The organism is Eubacterium sp. BL-380-WT-2B (assembly GCF_009696115.1).
In the GTDB taxonomy this organism is placed as follows: Bacteria; Bacillota; Clostridia; order Eubacteriales; family Eubacteriaceae; genus Eubacterium; species Eubacterium callanderi.
On record NZ_VUMP01000008.1, the window covers coordinates 222264 to 238883 of the forward strand.

At 47.8% G+C, this 16620-nt stretch carries 16 protein-coding genes and 1 pseudogene; 12 read left to right on the forward strand and 5 right to left on the reverse strand.

What is annotated here, in order from left to right:
- Window positions 1-14: 14 nt before the first annotated feature.
- Entirely contained in the window at window positions 15-824 is an 810-nt protein-coding gene (locus FYJ53_RS17050; RefSeq protein WP_013380953.1) for a family 1 encapsulin nanocompartment shell protein, read from the reverse strand.
- 12 nt (window positions 825-836) lie between these two features.
- Window positions 837-1199 (reverse strand): demethoxyubiquinone hydroxylase family protein, encoded by a 363-nt coding sequence (locus tag FYJ53_RS17055; RefSeq protein WP_013380952.1) that lies wholly within the window; start codon window positions 1197-1199, stop codon window positions 837-839.
- Window positions 1200-1371: 172 nt separating this feature from the next.
- Here FYJ53_RS17055 and FYJ53_RS17060 point away from each other — a divergent pair, with 172 nt between their 5' ends.
- The 4 genes and pseudogenes from FYJ53_RS17060 (at window position 1372) to FYJ53_RS21925 (ending at window position 5436) form a co-directional block, all read left to right on the forward strand.
- The gene (locus FYJ53_RS17060; RefSeq protein ID WP_013380950.1) at window positions 1372-3153 is read left to right on the forward strand and encodes an ABC transporter ATP-binding protein; all 1782 of its coding nucleotides are present in this window, start codon (window positions 1372-1374) and stop codon (window positions 3151-3153) included.
- Between the two features lie 77 nt (window positions 3154-3230).
- Window positions 3231-4553, forward strand: coding sequence for a methionine gamma-lyase family protein (locus FYJ53_RS17065; protein ID WP_227930325.1), 1323 nt, complete (start codon window positions 3231-3233; stop codon window positions 4551-4553).
- A pseudogene (locus tag FYJ53_RS21920) lies at window positions 4543-4657 on the forward strand (DUF896 domain-containing protein); the annotation flags it as partial. The gene FYJ53_RS17065 and the pseudogene FYJ53_RS21920, both read left to right, overlap by 11 nt.
- A gap of 209 nt (window positions 4658-4866) precedes the next feature.
- Complete coding sequence (locus tag FYJ53_RS21925; protein WP_371720680.1) at window positions 4867-5436, forward strand: class I SAM-dependent methyltransferase; 570 nt, start codon at window positions 4867-4869, stop codon at window positions 5434-5436.
- A gap of 24 nt (window positions 5437-5460) precedes the next feature.
- Here the strand turns inward: FYJ53_RS21925 and FYJ53_RS17075 are convergent, their stop codons facing one another.
- Window positions 5461-6273, reverse strand: coding sequence for an MBL fold metallo-hydrolase (locus tag FYJ53_RS17075; protein ID WP_148430169.1), 813 nt, complete (start codon window positions 6271-6273; stop codon window positions 5461-5463).
- 131 nt (window positions 6274-6404) lie between these two features.
- Here FYJ53_RS17075 and FYJ53_RS17080 point away from each other — a divergent pair, with 131 nt between their 5' ends.
- The 8 genes from FYJ53_RS17080 (at window position 6405) to FYJ53_RS17115 (ending at window position 15000) form a co-directional block, all read left to right on the forward strand.
- Complete coding sequence (locus FYJ53_RS17080) at window positions 6405-7847, forward strand: aminopeptidase (protein ID WP_148430172.1); 1443 nt, start codon at window positions 6405-6407, stop codon at window positions 7845-7847.
- 186 nt (window positions 7848-8033) lie between these two features.
- Window positions 8034-9374: an electron transport complex subunit RsxC gene (rsxC, locus tag FYJ53_RS17085; RefSeq protein WP_013380945.1), complete on the forward strand. Its 1341-nt coding sequence runs from the start codon at window positions 8034-8036 to the stop codon at window positions 9372-9374.
- 12 nt (window positions 9375-9386) lie between these two features.
- Complete coding sequence (locus tag FYJ53_RS17090; protein ID WP_013380944.1) at window positions 9387-10367, forward strand: RnfABCDGE type electron transport complex subunit D; 981 nt, start codon at window positions 9387-9389, stop codon at window positions 10365-10367.
- On the forward strand, window positions 10360-10989 hold the full coding sequence (locus tag FYJ53_RS17095; protein WP_013380943.1) for an RnfABCDGE type electron transport complex subunit G: 630 nt from the start codon (window positions 10360-10362) through the stop codon (window positions 10987-10989). The genes FYJ53_RS17090 and FYJ53_RS17095 overlap by 8 nt, the downstream gene beginning before the upstream one ends.
- Complete coding sequence (gene rsxE, locus FYJ53_RS17100; protein ID WP_013380942.1) at window positions 10989-11615, forward strand: electron transport complex subunit RsxE; 627 nt, start codon at window positions 10989-10991, stop codon at window positions 11613-11615. The genes FYJ53_RS17095 and rsxE overlap by 1 nt, the downstream gene beginning before the upstream one ends.
- Window positions 11612-12187: an electron transport complex subunit RsxA gene (rsxA, locus tag FYJ53_RS17105; RefSeq protein WP_013380941.1), complete on the forward strand. Its 576-nt coding sequence runs from the start codon at window positions 11612-11614 to the stop codon at window positions 12185-12187. The genes rsxE and rsxA overlap by 4 nt, the downstream gene beginning before the upstream one ends.
- Window positions 12188-12200: 13 nt before the next feature.
- Entirely contained in the window at window positions 12201-13244 is a 1044-nt protein-coding gene (locus FYJ53_RS17110; RefSeq protein WP_090414488.1) for an RnfABCDGE type electron transport complex subunit B, read from the forward strand.
- Window positions 13245-13401: 157 nt separating this feature from the next.
- Window positions 13402-15000 (forward strand): ABC-F family ATP-binding cassette domain-containing protein, encoded by a 1599-nt coding sequence (locus FYJ53_RS17115; RefSeq protein ID WP_154557506.1) that lies wholly within the window; start codon window positions 13402-13404, stop codon window positions 14998-15000.
- Window positions 15001-15052: 52 nt separating this feature from the next.
- Here the strand turns inward: FYJ53_RS17115 and FYJ53_RS17120 are convergent, their stop codons facing one another.
- Together FYJ53_RS17120 and FYJ53_RS17125 are read right to left on the reverse strand one after the other, a co-directional pair.
- The gene (locus FYJ53_RS17120; RefSeq protein ID WP_148430178.1) at window positions 15053-15898 is read right to left on the reverse strand and encodes a DUF4097 family beta strand repeat-containing protein; all 846 of its coding nucleotides are present in this window, start codon (window positions 15896-15898) and stop codon (window positions 15053-15055) included.
- Window positions 15895-16572: a LiaF domain-containing protein gene (locus FYJ53_RS17125; protein WP_013380937.1), complete on the reverse strand. Its 678-nt coding sequence runs from the start codon at window positions 16570-16572 to the stop codon at window positions 15895-15897. Before FYJ53_RS17125 ends, FYJ53_RS17120 begins: the two co-directional genes overlap by 4 nt.
- Between the last annotated feature and the right edge of the window lie 48 nt (window positions 16573-16620).

The window sequence follows — 16620 nt, forward strand, 5'->3', positions numbered from 1 at the left end:
ATGCTAAATTTAAGTTATTCAAAAACGACAATGGCTTCTCCGTTTTTAACACGGAGCGCAACTGTTTCGAGAATTCTGAAATGATGATTCAAGTCAACCAGCTCGAGATAGGAAGCGGCCATATCCTGACCAACGGCCAGATCCATGTACTGTGCTTCGGAGCAGACCAGAAGGGCCTTGCCTGCCAGTGTGTTGCTCTTGAATACACGTCCTCCTAACAGCTCGCGGATACGGTCAATTTCCATCATTCCGGTACCTGGCTGGATACGCTGCAGCTGGTAATACAGGTCTGGACCCATAGCCAGAGAATAACGGCCGATGATGCCTTTTTCATCTAAAAGGGCAGCAGCGGCAGCAATGTTTGAAAAGGCATTTTCGCCGGTTCCCCAGTCTTCACGCTTCATGGTGGTAATGCCCTGAGCGTTTAAAAGACCTTCCAGGCCTAAGGCTTTGTTGCCAAAGAAAATCATTTTGTCTTCAGCTTTGGCTAAAGCCTGTGCGGCTCTGGAGACAGCGGACAGATCAATGGGAGTACCCATTCTCTGGCTGGCTTCCAGATCGCGCCATAAAATCATAAAATCGGCGTAGAGCTGCGGCAGCTCAACAAATTTTCTGCCAGTAGTACGCACAAAGTCATCTTCAAATTCTTCTTCTTTTGTTTGGGCATCAACATTAACGCCCTGTATTCCGGCGCCTAAAGGGCCGTAAAGCGGTAAAAAGCGGCGGCCGACAATACATTTCTTGGCGGCTTCCACTACAGTGCTGTCAATCTGTTCCCAAAGGTCATCTCCGAAGGGAGCAGTTGTTCTTGCTAAATAATCCATGTAAAACGCCTCCTACTCAATGAGACTGCCGATGGTAGCACCTTCAGGGGACTGAGCGTCGCTGCTTCCGGTTGCGATGCCTAATTCTTCCATCATTTCATGTACTTCTTCGGCACCATCTTCAAAAAGTTTTGCTTCTTCAGGGTCTAAGTAACGCATCAGAGTGGTTAATTCTCCAATGTGGGCTTTTTCTTCATCACGAATATCGGCCAGTACTTTCTTGGCAACGACATTGTCAGTTGCCTGTACATGGGCGTCATATAAATAAATGGCTTCCAGTTCTCCTGCGAGATCAAGACGGATAGCCTGCGCCAATTCCTTCTTGGTCATTTTTCTTTCTACGTTTCCTGCAAACGGATCTCCAAATGCTGGCATAATCTGTTCACTCCTTTCAATTTATCTGCAATGATATATACCCTCTCTTATTTAAGAATAACCATTTATCAAAAAAGTTTTTTGTGTTATAATCAGGTTGTTGTTAATTTGAAAATTCCAACGGCTCTGACAGCCTTTGGAATTTTTTAATGCTGGAGTGGAGGGAGAATCTATGGAAGAGACAAGACAAATAAGCACAGGATACCTGATCAAAAGGTTTGCGCCTTATTTTAAGAAGTACCGCTGGGTGCTGGTGCTGGACCTTTTCTGCGCAGCGCTGACGACGATCTGTGAGCTGGTGCTGCCGCTGATCGTGCGTTTTATTACCGACAAGGGCATGAATGATATGGCCAGCCTGTCCGTCAAGCTCATTCTATATGTGGGGCTTTTTTATCTGATTTTGAGGCTGATTGACGCGGCTGCCAACTATTTTATGGCGAACATTGGACATGTGATGGGCGCGAGGATCGAGACGGATATGCGGCGGGATTTGTTTGAGCACCTTCAGAAGCTCTCCTTTTCCTATTACAGCAATACAAAGGTGGGTCAGATTATGGCCAGGATTACCAGCGATTTGTTTGACGTGACAGAGTTTGCCCATCACTGTCCCGAGGAATTTTTTATCGCCGCCCTGAAAATCACCGTATCTTTCGTGATTTTAGCCAATGTGAATGTCACACTCACCCTGATTATTTTTGCGGTCATTCCCATTATGCTGCTGTGCTCCATCTGGTTTAATAAACGGATGCGCCGGGCCTTTAAAATGGGCCGTGTGGTCACTGGCGATATCAACGCGCAGGTAGAGGACAGCCTGCTGGGAGTGAGGGTCGTTAAATCCTTTGCCAATGAAGCCATTGAAGAAGAAAAATTTAATGAGGGCAACGCGGGATTTCTGAACATTAAAAAAATGATGTACCGCTATATGGCCGGGTTCCAGACCATGACCCGTCTGTTTGACGGGGTGATGTATATTGTGGTCGTTGTAGCTGGTTCATTGTTTATGATCGGCGGAAAGATTACGCCGGGTGACCTGATGGCTTATCTGCTCTACGTCACGACACTGCTCACCTCAATCCGCCGGGTTGTTGAATTTACCGAGCAGTTTCAGCGGGGCATGACGGGTATCGAGCGCTTTATCGAGATTATGGACGAGCCTTTGGAAATTGTGGACACACCGGGCGCCAAAAAGCTGAAAAATGTAAAAGGGGATATCCGGTTTGACCATGTGGGCTTTATGTATTCCGACGATCATACCGAGGTGCTGTCCAACATTGACCTGCATGTGGAGCCGGGAAAAAACATTGCCCTGATCGGCCCCTCTGGCAGCGGAAAGAGTACGCTTTGTAACCTGATCCCACGTTTTTATGATGTGACCTCTGGTCGGATTCTCATTGACGGGCAGGACATTAAAGATTTAACCCTGCATTCGCTGCGTTCTGAAATCGGTATGGTACAGCAGGAGGTCTACCTCTTTGCGGGCTCGGTCTTTGAGAATATTGCGTACGGTCTGCCCGGAGCGGACAAAGACGCGGTTGAGACGGCGGCAAAACAGGCGGGCGCCCACGATTTTATTATGGGCCTGCCAGAAGGCTACGATACCTATGTTGGTGAGCGTGGTGTTAAACTTTCCGGCGGTCAAAAACAGCGTATCAGCATCGCACGGGTCTTTTTAAAAAATCCGCCGATCCTGATTCTCGATGAGGCCACCTCAGCACTGGATAATGAAAGTGAGCGGATTGTGCAGCAATCCCTTGAAAAACTGACCGTCGGCCGTACCACCTTTACCATCGCCCACCGCCTGACCACCATTCGCAACGCCGATATTATTCTGGTGCTCACAGAGGATGGCATTGTAGAGCAGGGAACCCACAGGGAGCTGATGGCAAGGGGCGGTATTTATCACGACCTTTATCAGCTTTATACAGAAGACAGCGATCTCAATGAAGAATTCTAAAAGGGACTACACAAAAAACTAAAAATATGTTAGACTGAACTGAGAATTTGGTTCAGAGTACAAGAATGAAGGAAAATATGGAGAACACGAAAAACGCTTATTTAAAAGAAGAATTTAATATTTCAAAGGATGTTATCTGTTTTGTCGATCAGGTGGAGGCAGAGATAGAACCGCGCCTTGCAGAGCTCGACGAAAAGGCAGAGTACCACCAGTATAAGGTGATCAAGGCAATGCAGCGCGCAAACCTGAGCGACCGCCACTTCCATCCGGCCACAGGCTATGGTTATGACGATGTGGGCCGCGAGGTGGTGGAAACCATTTACGCTGATATCTTTGGCGCGGAGGACGCGCTGGTGAGGCCCCATATTTCATCGGGCACCCACGCTATTTCGCTGTGCCTTTACGGTGTCCTGCGGCCAGGGGATGAGCTTCTATCCATTACGGGAAGCCCCTATGATACCCTGCGCACCGTTATCGGTATTGAGGAAGCGGACGCCGGAAATGGTACCCTTAAGGATTTTGGGGTAAACTACAAGCAGATTGAGCTGACAGAGGATGGAAAAATCGACGAGGAAAAAGTTCTGTCCAGTATCCATGAAAACACAAAAATGATTTATATGCAGCGCTCAACCGGATATAGCTGGCGCAAGGCCCTTAAGATTTCGGATATGGAGGAAATTATCGCGAAGATAAAGGCCGTTAAACCGGATGTGGTGGTGTTTGTGGATAACTGCTACGGCGAATTTCTCGATTATAAAGAGCCTGTGGCCGTGGGCGCAGATCTCATGGCCGGATCGCTCATCAAAAACCCGGGCGGCGGACTGGCTCCGACTGGCGGCTATGTTGCGGGGAAAGAAAAGTATGTCTATATGGCGGCCTGCCGTCTGGCGGCGCCGGGTGTCGCCAAGGAAACAGGCGCTACGCTGGATATTAACCGCACTCTGCTCCAGGGACTTTTTCTGGCGCCGACAGTAGTCGCGCAGGCCATAAAAACCGCTGTGCTCATGGCGGCGGTCTATGATAAGCTTGGCTTTGGGGTCTGCCCAGGGGTAGGAGATTACCGCAGCGATATCATCCAGAGCATCAGGCTTTGTGACCCCGAGGCTGTTAAGGTATTCTGCCGCGCGGTCCAGGAGGCTGCGCCGGTGGATTCCTTTGTGACGCCAGAGCCCTGGGATATGCCGGGCTATAACTGCCCGATTATCATGGCAGCCGGCGCTTTTATTCAGGGCTCGTCCATTGAGCTCAGCGCTGACGCCCCCATGCGTGAACCATACATCGCTTATTTTCAGGGCGGGCTCACCCATTACCATGGAAAGCTTGGTCTGCTGCTTACCCTGCAGCGCCTGATGGAAGCAGGGATCATTAAAAATTTACAGGAGGTCGGATATGATCAATAAAGATAAAATAGAACGCATTAATTTTTTAGCTAAAAAGAAAAAGGCCGAAGGCCTGACCACAGAGGAGCTGGAAGAGCAACAGAGCCTGCGCGCCGAATATCTGGAGGCGGTCCGGGCAAATTTGAAAAGCCAGCTGGACAGCATTGAAATCATGAGTCCGGATTATGAAGAAAGCTATACCGAGGAAGATAAGACGCATATCGCAGAGATGAATGAAAAGCTGGCGGTTGAATATGAGGACGCTAAACGTAAAGAGAGAATGTCCGTTACCGAAGCTGGCAACCCAAGAAAACCCCAGGGCGAGGCGGGCAAAATGATGATTGAGCGCATGAATGAAAGCCATGCTGAAATGACGGCCTGGGCGCTCGATAAACTGAACTTAAAGCCCACCGATAAGGTGCTTGACGTTGGCTGCGGCGGCGGAGCGGCGCTAAAACGTCTCTCAGGACGTATTGACGGCGGCAGGCTCTACGGTATTGACTATTCAGAAGTATCGGTTGAGGCCTCAAAGGAACTGAATAAGGCGGATATTGAAAGCGGAAAAATGGAAATCCATCAGGGCTCTGTCTCAAAAATGCCCTTTGAAGACAATCAGTTTGACGCCATCATCACAGTAGAGAGCTACTACTTCTGGCCAGATCTTGAGGAAGATATGCGTGAGGTGTTCCGTGTCCTTAAAGAGGGCGGCACCTTTATGCTGATTGCAGAAATGTACTTAAATGACGATCTGGATGAACATCACATTGAAATGGCCAGGAAATTTGAGCTGCGGAACCTGACAGTTGACGAGTTTAAGGCACTTTTTGAAAAGATAGGCTATAAAGAAACAAAGATCCATTTAAAGGATGGAAAATACTGGATTTGTGTAGAAGGCAAAAAATAAGAAGAGCGGCGTCTGCCGCTTTTCTTATTTTAGTTTAATAATGTCAAGATCCTCCGGAACATAGATTTTCCCTTTGAAATATTGCTTTCCCTCGGCCTTATAGCGTTTCTTTCGGTTTTGCAGATTTTTTTCCTCGGTATGCCAGAGAACCAGATTGGCAATTTTCATCTCCTCGGCCAGCTCGCAGGCCTCCCGGACCGTGCTGTGGTGCTTTTCATAGGGGTCAAAAATATCCCGTTCACTGTAAAGGCAGAAAGCCTCACTGAGCAGCCAGTCTGTATCCAGAACGTATTTTTTGCAGAGCGGATTGAAGGGTTCATCGCCAAGGCAGGTCAGCTTTTGCCCGTTTCTCAGCATGGTGGTAAAGCCGAACTGCTTAAGCTTGGTGGAGTGGATGTCAAAAAAGGTGACATAATAATCAAGGATTTTTTCGGTCTGCCCGTCTTGAACCGGGACCAGAAGGATACGGCTGCCAAAAAGGGCTGTGAGCTTTTTCTGAAGGGTCAGGTCGCAGATGGTCACTACGGTTTTAATGAGCGCATCGTGACAGTAAATTTTAAAGGTGCCCTTATATTTTTGATCCAGCATCATCGAGGCGATTTGCCGTATGAGCCAAACCACGCCAAGCACATGGTCGGTATGACCATGAGTGATAAAGAGATGGTGAATATGCGCGGGGTTGACCGATGCTTTTTTCAATTGCCTGAGAATACCGTTTCCGCCTCCGGCGTCCACCATAAAATATTCTTTTCCATTTTTAATCGCGAAGCAGGTATTATAACACTCGGTCACCATGGCATTTCCAGTGCCGAGGACAATCAGTTTTTCTGTTTTCATATTGTCACTTCCTTTTAAATTTTCCTTAACCAGTTTATCATAGAAGTTTTTTTTCATCAATTGGGACTTTACCTTGCTCTCAACAAAAGGTAAAATAGGGTTAGACAAAACTTGTAAAAGGAGGTTCATTTATGAGCAAAGATAAAGAAAGTAAAGCAAAAGAACTCCAGAAATCTCTGACTAAAAAGTTTGAGCTTGCATGGCATGCGCTGGAAAACGATGAAAAAACAATGGTCGATGATTTTTGTGAAAGCTATAAAGAGTATCTGACCGTTTCAAAAACTGAGCGTTTGTGCGCGGCCTATACCGTGCTTCTGGCAGAAGAAAGGGGTTTTAAACCTCTGGAGTATTATCAGGCCAAGGGCAAGGTCGTACCCGGCGACAAAATTTATGTTATTTTCAGAAAGAAAACCGTTCTACTGTTTGTTGTGGGCGAGGAGGCGCTGGAAAATGGCATGTCGATTATTGGCGCGCACATCGACGCGCCAAGGCTTGATTTAAAACCGTCGCCTCTTTATGAAGAATCTGATATGGCTTATTTTAAAACGCACTACTATGGCGGAATTAAGAAATATCAGTGGGTAACCATGCCGTTGGCGCTTCATGGCACGGTCGTTAAAAAAGATGGCGAGATCCTCAACATTTCTTTGGGTGAAAAAGATGAAGAGCCTGTTTTCTGCATCACCGATTTGCTGCCTCATCTTTCACAGGAGCAGAATCAGAAAAAAATGGCTGAGGGGATCAAGGGCGAGGGACTCAACCTCATCATTGGCAGTATTCCGTATGAGGACAAGGATATCGGGGATGCGGTAAAGCTGAATATCCTCAGACAGCTCAATGATGCCTATGGCATTATCGAGGAAGACTTTGCCAGCGCAGAGCTGGAGGTTGTACCAGCCGGCGCCGCGAGAGATGTGGGCTTTGACCGCAGCTTTGTGGGAAGCTATGGACAAGACGACCGTGTGTGCGCCTTTACAGCGACCATGGCAATTTTAAACCAGGATGAAAAGAAACCGCCTAAGCGTACCCTGTGCACGATTCTGGCCGACAAGGAAGAGATTGGCAGCTATGGCAGTACAGGGATGCAGTCGAAATTTTTTGAAAATGAAATGGCAGAGCTTATCGATCTGACTGAGGACCATAAACCGGAGTTGACCTTAAGACGCTGCCTTAAAAACTCGGAATTTTTATCTGCAGACGTTACAGCAGCCTATGATCCGAACTTCTCCGGAACACATGATCTGTACAACGCGCCTTTTGCGGGCAAGGGGCTGGTCATCTCAAAATATGGCGGCTCCAGAGGAAAGTCTGGCTCCAACGATGCGCACGCTGAGTTTTTAGGAAAGTTGCGCGAATGCTTTAACGCGGCGGACGTCACCTGGCAGATGGGCGAGCTTGGCCGTGTCGATCTTGGCGGCGGCGGTACCATTGCCTATATGCTGGCAGAATACGGTATGGACGTGGTAGACTGCGGTCCGGCGCTTTTGAGCATGCACTCTCCTTTTGAGCTCTGTTCAAAAGCGGATGTTTATATGACCTATAAGGGTTATAAAGCATTCTTCGACCATTGCTGAGACACGTAAATCTTGAAAGTCAAAGTTTCCGCTGGTAAGTGGAAATTTTGGCTTTTATTATTTCCTTAAAACAAGAAATCTTTATTACACTACTGATAAAATTTCTTCTTGTCTTTAGTATGGTAAAGATGTTAAAATAGATTACATGTAACGTAAAGTTAAAAAAAGAAGCAAGAGGTGTGTGAATTGGAATTAAAGGAAAAACAAAAAACGTTCCGGGGCGGAATCCATCCGCCTTACAGGAAAAAGAGAACGGCATCCGTCTCGGTTAAAGTTGCAGCCGAACCTAAGGTTGTAACAATTCCAATGTCCCTTCATATCGGTGCGCCCTGTACACCGGTTGTGAAAAAGGGAGATATGGTTTACCTCGGCCAGAAAGTTGGAGAAGCAAACGGTTTTGTTTCAGCACCTGTGCACTCAAGCGTATCCGGTACGGTTATCGCGGTAGAGGAGCGGGCGCATCCCAACGGAGAGATGATCATGTCTGTGGTCATTGAGTCCGACGGTAAAAACACGGTTGACCCTTCGATCAAGCCTTATGGCAACTTCAGAAAGTATGAGCCTAAGCAGATTATCGACATTATCCGCGATGCAGGAATTGTCGGTATGGGGGGCGCTACCTTCCCAACGCATGTTAAGCTGAGCATTCCGCCGGACAAAACGGTGGACAGTGTGATTCTTAATGGCGCGGAATGTGAACCCTACCTGACCGCAGATCATCATCTGATGCTGGCCCGGCCAAAGCGTATTGTCCAGGGGTTAAGAATCGCCATGCGGGCAGTCGGGGTCGACAAGGGCTATATCGGCGTGGAAAGCAACAAGCCAAACGCCATCGAAAAGCTCAGAAAAGCCATCACTGAGAAGGATAATATCGAGGTAGTGGTTTTGGAAACAAAGTATCCGCAGGGGGCTGAAAAGCAGCTGATTAAGGCGGTTACAGACCGTGAGGTACCATCCGGCGGCTTACCGGCCGACGCGGGGGTTGTGGTGTTGAATGTGGGCACAGCCTGCCAGATTGCCATTACCTTTGAAACCGGTTTACCTCTGCACAAACGACTGCTGACCTGTACGGGAAATGCGGTGAAAAATGCCCGGACAATGGAGGTTAAGGTGGGGACACCCTATCAGGAGGTTGTTGACCAGTGTGGCGGGTTTGCCAAAAAGCCTTACAAAGTCATATCCGGCGGCCCAATGATGGGCGTGACCCTGTTCAGCACAGATGTCCCAGTGATGAAGGGAACATCAGGAATTCTGTGCCTGACAAAGGGCGCGGCGTATATCCCTGAGCCTTCTAACTGTATCCGCTGTGGAAAATGTGCGGAGGCATGCCCGATTCATTTGCAGCCCCTTTACCTGGCGGCCTACTCAGAAAAAGAACGCTGGGAAAAGTGCGAGGAATACCATGCTCTCGACTGCATCGAATGCGGCAGCTGCTCATTTATCTGTCCCGCCAAGCGGACACTGGTTTCGTCCATCCGTGTGGCCAAACGTCAGGTAACAGCATTAAAAAAGAAAGAAAAGAAATAGGAGGAGGAGCAATTGAGTAAATTAGATTTAACACTGACTGTATCCTCATCACCACATATTCGCGCAAAGCATAATACCTCTAGTATTATGCAGAGTGTTATCGTCGCGCTTTTACCGGCCCTCGCAGTTGCCGGATATGTATTTGGCATGAGAACCTTTCTGATTGTGGCGATCTGTGTCGCCAGCTGTGTTGTGACGGAAGCGGTTATCCAAAAGCTGATGAAAAAACCCATCACTGTCAGTGACTGGAGCGCTGTTGTTACAGGCCTGCTGCTGGCCTTTAACCTGCCCATCACAGCACCATGGTGGATGTGTATTGTCGGGTCTGTTTTTGCCATCGCCCTTGTTAAGCAGTGCTTTGGCGGCCTTGGACATAACTTTATGAACCCGGCTTTGGCAGCCAGGGCTTTTCTGGTTGCGTCATGGCCAACGCATATGACTGGCACAGCCTACATCCCGGCAGCCGACACCTTTACGACGGCCACACCGCTGGGAATTTTAAAAGAAGGTATGGATTTGACCGCGCTGCCGAGTAATCTGGATATGTTTCTTGGCATCAATGGCGTTTATGGCTCCATTGGGGAAATATCCGCTTTGGCGCTGCTGATCGGCGGCATCTATCTGATTGTCCGCGGTGTTATCAGCTGGCGTATTCCAGCGGTTTATCTTGCGACCGTCGCCATTTTATCTCTTGTATTCGGTCAGGATCCGATCTTCCAGCTCTGCTCAGGCGGTTTGATGCTGGGCGCCTTTTTCATGGCGACCGACTATGTCTCATCCCCGAGCACGCCGGTGGGGCAGATAATCTTTGCCTTTGGATGCGGCTTGATAACCATGATTATACGAATGTTCGGCGGCTATCCAGAGGGGGTATCTTATTCCATCCTTCTGATGAATGTGGCGGCGCCGCTCATCGAACGGTTTACCCGTCCGCGTATTTACGGCGCGCCGAAAAAGGAAAAAAAGAATAAAGAGGTGGAAGTGAATGGCTAATAAAGAAAAAATATCCATCGACTGGAAAAACGTCATCAAGCTGGCCGTTATTCTCTTTGTGATCACGGCGATCGCATCTCTTTGCCTCGCAATGACGAACTATGTCACATCCGATGTGATCGACCAGCGCAATGAGCAGGCCAACACAGAGGCAAGACAGGCTGTTTTGCCGGATGCCGATAAATTTGAAACAGTAGAAAATATCGAGGCGGTCGCGGCCGCTGCGGCGCCAAATGAAGCCAGTATTATTAAGGAAGCTTACATTGGTTATAAAGGCAGCGAGCTGGCCGGCTATACCATAAAAACAGCTCCGAGCGGCTATGGCGGAGAGGTGGAAGTACTGACCGGTATTGATGCAAAGGGCAAAATTACAGGCATCACGATTTTAAGTCAGAATGAAACTCCGGGTCTGGGTGCGAAATCTACCGAGCCGGCTTTTCAGGAGCAGTTTAAAGGGAAAGATGCTAAAAAAGAAATCGCGGTTATCAAATCCGGCGAAGCTTCCGACAGCCAGATAACTGCTATCACTGGTGCAACAATTACTTCAAAGGCCGTCACAACAGGTGTCAATGCATCTGAAAAAGTTTATGAAGCGCTTGCGAGGGAAGGAGGCGCACAATAATGGGTAGTTTTAAACATTTTACAAACGGGCTGATCAAGGAAAACCCAACCTTTCGCCTGCTGCTGGGGATGTGTCCGACTTTGGCGGTTACGACCTCGGCGATAAACGGTCTGGGTATGGGGCTTGCGACCACCGTTGTTCTGATCGGTTCAAATGTTGTTATTTCAGCTTTAAGGAAAATCATTCCAGACAAAATCCGTATCCCGGCTTTTGTCGTCATCATCGCATCCTTCGTAACCATTGTCGGCATGCTGATGAAGGCCTATGTGCCGGCTCTGGATGCCGCGCTGGGGATTTATATTCCTCTGATTGTTGTTAACTGTATTATTCTTGGACGTGCGGAAGCTTTTGCGTTTTCTAACCCTGTTTTGGCTTCCTTTGCAGATGGTGCGGGAATGGGCCTCGGCTTTACGCTCTCCCTGACCGTGCTGGGGTCAATCCGTGAGATTATCGGCGCAGGTGCAATTTTTGGCCTGAGCATTTTCGGCGCAGGCTATGAACCGGTTCTTATATTTATCCTGCCGCCGGGAGCGTTCCTGACCTTGGGTGTTGGCATCGCCGCCATCAATAAGATTACAGAAAAACTAGAAGCGAAAAAATCAAATAAGGAGGATAGCCTGTCATGACCAATATACTCCTGATTTTAGTCAGCGGCATTTTTGTCCAGAACTTTATTTTGTCAAAATTCCTCGGTATTTGCCCTTTCCTCGGCGTTTCCAAACAAATCGAAACAGCAGTGGGGATGGGGATTGCCGTTACCTTTGTAATGGCCATGGCTTCAGCGATCACCTATGTGGTACAGTATGCTATTCTGGATCCGTTGGGTCTTGGATACCTACAGACCATTGCCTTTATTCTGGTTATTGCGGCCCTGGTGCAGCTGGTTGAAATGATTATCCAAAAGACCAGCCCGTCTCTTTATCAAGCGTTGGGGGTATACCTTCCTCTGATCACAACCAACTGTGCGGTGCTGGGGGTTGCGTTGTTAAATATCCAGTATGGCTACAATTTTATCGAAACAGTTTTCAATGGAATTGCCGGAGCCCTTGGTTTTACGCTGGCGATCGTGCTGTTTGCCGGTATCCGTGAGCGTCTGGAGCTGTCTGATATTCCAAAACCCTTTGAGGGATTCCCGATTGCGCTTGTTACAGCGGGCCTGATGGCCATAGCATTCCTGGGATTCTCCGGAATGCTGTAAGGAGGTGCCGGAAATGATAATGGAATTACTGATTCCCGTTGGTATCTTAGGTGCCATGGGATTGATTTTTGGAGCGGGTCTCGCCATCGCCTCAAAGGTTTTTGAGGTTAAAACTGACGAACGGGTCCCATTGGTAAGAGATGCCCTTCCGGGGGCAAACTGCGGCGGCTGCGGGTTTCCAGGCTGTGATGCTCTTGCGGCGGCCATCGTAAACGGCGAGGCGGCGGTTAATGCCTGTCCGGTAGGCGGCGCAGCCACAGCCATGGCCATCGGCGAAATTATGGGAGAAAGCGTTGGCAGCAGCGAGCCGATGGTGGCCTGTATTCACTGCAACGGAGACTGTACCCATTCGCCCAACCGTGCAGATTATTATGGCATTCAGGACTGCCGTCAGGCGATGATCGCGAGCGGCGGTGTGAAGACGTGCCGGCATGGATGCATGGGGCTCGGTACCTGTGTCAGCGCCTGTATGTTTGGTGCGTTATCCATTGGTGATAACGGACTGCCGGAGGTAGATGTTGATAAATGTACGGCCTGTGGTAAATGCCGGGATGCTTGTCCAAAGGGAATTATCGATTTGATTCCGGCAGACCAGCTGGTACATGTGGACTGCCGCAATACCGACAAAGGCAAGCTGGTACGGGCGGTCTGCGATATTGGATGTATTGCCTGTAAAGCCTGTGTGAAGGTTTGCCCGGCGGAAGCCATTACGGTTGAAAATAATCTGGCCTCCATCAATTATGACAAGTGTACCCAGTGCCAGGCTTGTTTTGAAAAATGCCCGACAGGCGCCATCACACTGGAACAGCGCATTGTCATTGGCGATGAAACTACTGTCATTGAGCTGGAACCGGAAAAAGATCTGAATGAGGAAATGGAAGCGATCATGCAGGTTGATGCTGAGCCAGAAGAAGAATTTGTGGAGGTCAGCGAAGAAATCGAGGTTCTGGAAACAACGGAAAGTGTGGAGCAATCTGAAAAAACAGCTGATCCCGCGGAAGAACAGACAGAAGATGAAAAAGATAAGGTCGAGTTTAAAATCAGCGATCTGAAATAGAATCGAGGAGTGCCGTAAAAATTCCGGCGCTCCTTTTTTGAATTGACGATAATTTCCAGCAGAAAGAACTGGAAAAAGCATTGGGTTTAGGCTATAATAGAAACTCATGGGCCAAAGCGCCACATTTTTCAAACCAGAGGAGTATAGAGATCACAGAATGATTACAGTATCTGATTTAAGTTTAAATTTTGATGGAAGCAATTTGTTTTCAAATGTTAATATAAAATTCACACCGGGAAACTGTTACGGAATTATTGGTGCCAACGGAGCGGGGAAATCCACCTTTTTAAGAATTTTGTCCGGCGATCTTGAGCCATCCAGCGGCGATGTCATTATGCCTAAAGAGCTGCGTATGTCCGTATTAAAGCAGGATCATTACGCTTTTGATGATTTTTCGGTGTTAGATACCATTATTATGGGAAATCAGCATCTTTATGATATCATGAAGGAAAAGGACGCCATTTACGCCAAAGAGGACTTCTCCGACGAAGATGGAATCCGGGCTGGAGAGCTGGAGGGAGAATTTGCGGATCTGGGTGGCTGGGAAGCCGAATCAGACGCTTCTCGTCTGGTACAAGGGCTTGGGATGGACGCATCCATCATTGACGCGCAGATGGGCGGTCTGACTGGGAATGAAAAGGTCAAGGTTCTTTTGGCCCGGGCCCTTTTTGGCAAGCCGGATATTATCCTGATTGACGAACCCACCAACAACCTGGACATCCAGGCAGTGGTCTGGCTGGAAGAGTTTTTGATGGATTATCCCGGAACCGTCATTGTGGTGTCTCATGACCGTTATTTCCTGAATAACGTATGTACCCACATTGTGGATATTGATTTTGGGAAAATTAAACTGTATGTCGGGAACTATGATTTCTGGTATGAATCCAGCCAGCTTGTTCAGAGAATGCTGAAGGATCAGAACAAGAAAAAAGAGGATAAAATCAAAGAACTGCAAAACTTTATAGCCCGGTTCTCGGCGAATAAGTCAAAATCCAAGCAGGCAACCTCCAGAAGAAAGCTGCTTGATAAACTGGCCGTTGAAGAAATGCCGGCTTCGTCCAGAAAATATCCCTATGTCGGCTTTAATATGGACCGCGAACCTGGAAAAGAAATTTTAGAGGTAGAAAACCTTTCTAAAACAATTGATGGCGTGAAGGTTTTAAACAATGTGAGCTTCAGAATTAACAAAGAGGATAAGGTTGGTTTTGTCGCTGAAAATGAGATTGCCATGACGACCCTGTTTAAAATCCTGATGGGGGAAATGGAACCAGACGAGGGCAGCTTTAAGTGGGGGCAAACAGTTTCGACCTCCTATTTTCCACAGGATAATACCTCGTATTTTGATGGCTGCACCCTTAATATAGCAGAGTGGCTGAAGCAGTTCACCACTGAGGAAACAGATACTTATCTGAGAAGTTTCTTAGGGCGTATGCTTTTTTCAGGGGATGATATCTATAAAGAGGTGCGCGTGCTCTCCGGTGGGGAAAAGGTACGTTGCATGCTGTCCAGAATGATGATGTTTGGTTCTAACGTATTGGTCGTAGACCAGCCGACCAACCATCTGGACCTCGAGTCCATCACAGCCGTCAACAACGGATTGATGGATTTTAAAGGGGTTATTCTTTTTGCCAGCCATGACCACCAGTTTATGCAGACACTGGCTAATCGGATCATAGAACTGACAGATGACGGTATTATTGACCGATTATCAAGCTATGATGAATTCCTGGAATATAAAAAACAGATGAACGCCTAATTAAATAAGAAAAGACACGGATCACCGAGCAGGCTTTCGTGTCTTTTTTATTTTATTCAAAGGTTATCCGCAATGAGCCGACACCGCCGCTTATATCCAAGCTGTTGGGAGCGCCACTATTTCTGAAACGGTCCTCCGTATAGCGTGAGCCGTCTACTGTAAGCTCGCCAATTCCAGGCTCGCCTTTTATGTCAAAGTCAGAGGCTTTGCCATTGATGGCCAGGGTTGTCTCGCCGACGCCGCCTTCAATTTTATTTTTTCCTGTGAGGGAACCCTCAAAGGATACCTTGCCGACGCCGCATTCCATATCCATGTCATTGATCTTCATGTCTGAGAGAACAACTTCCCCTGCACCATTATTAAATTTGGCATTATCAGCGGTGATGCTTTTCATCTCAACGCGTCCAACGCCCATATCCACCTTCAGGCGTCCGGTTTTAAGGGTATCGATACGGGTGTCTGACGCACCAAAATCCAAATCTACCTCTTTAAAAGCAGTACCCTCAGGGATGGTCACGGTGAGATGCGGCTTCTGAGAATCCGACAGGGTGTTTAAAAAGTTTATCGGGTCTTTAATGCTGTCTTTAATTTTCAGCGTGTCATTTCTTTGCTCGACAGTAAAATTATTCGGAAGATTATAACCTTCGATCCTAAAAACATCCCCCTTTTGAATTTCTAAATATCCGGCGGAATAATCGAGGTCAAGGGATGTGACGCCATTAAATTCCTGAGAAAACTCTTTGTTCGTTACGGAACTGCTGGCGGCATTTTTACCAAAATGCCTAAAAGCGCCGAAGATACCCAGAGTGGTTTTAACAATGACAGATATGATAAAGATTGCCAGGATCAGCCCAAGGGCGATAGCAACGTATTTTGCGACTTTATTGGTACTTCTCATAAAATATCAACTCCTCCAAAAATACAGACGCTATTAAGATAGACGGTGGGCGGGTTTATATCAGTGGGGCGGGGAGTTTTATCAGAAACGCCTCCAAAGATCGGGGTACTGGAGACATCTACCCGGACATTAGGCGGCACATTGATATCAATACCGCCGAAGATGCTGGTGGTGGTGATGGTGATGTCCTCTGTGATGAGGGCGTCCCTCAAGTCAAGCTCAATGCCGCCAAATACAGCGGTCAGTGTTGCCCCTCTAAAAGACTCTCCCGGAAAACGCAGCTCCTGAGAGCCGAAGATAGCGGTATAATCCTGCGTTTCTCCCTGGGTGAGAAGCTTAACCTCACGGGCACGGCGGCTGCCTTTACCCCGGAAGATAATGCTGACGCCAATAACCACCAGAATTAAAGGAAAAATGAGCTCGCCGATTAAATGTCCGCTGATAAAATCCTGTTCGCCGAGTAGTAATAAAACGCCGATGGCAAGTACAATGCAATTGCCTGTTCTAAAGCCGTTTTGAACAATGCTGATAATGCTGGGAACAATAATGACTAAAGTCCACCAGCCGTTAAAAAATAATGAAAAATGCCAGTATCCCATGACCTGTCCGCCAAAGCCGACGCCAAGGGCTATAAAGAAAATCCCCCAAAGGGCATTACCGAGTGAATGTCTCATTTTTATTCTCCTTGCTTTGTAGTGATTTCATTATAACGGATTCTAAAA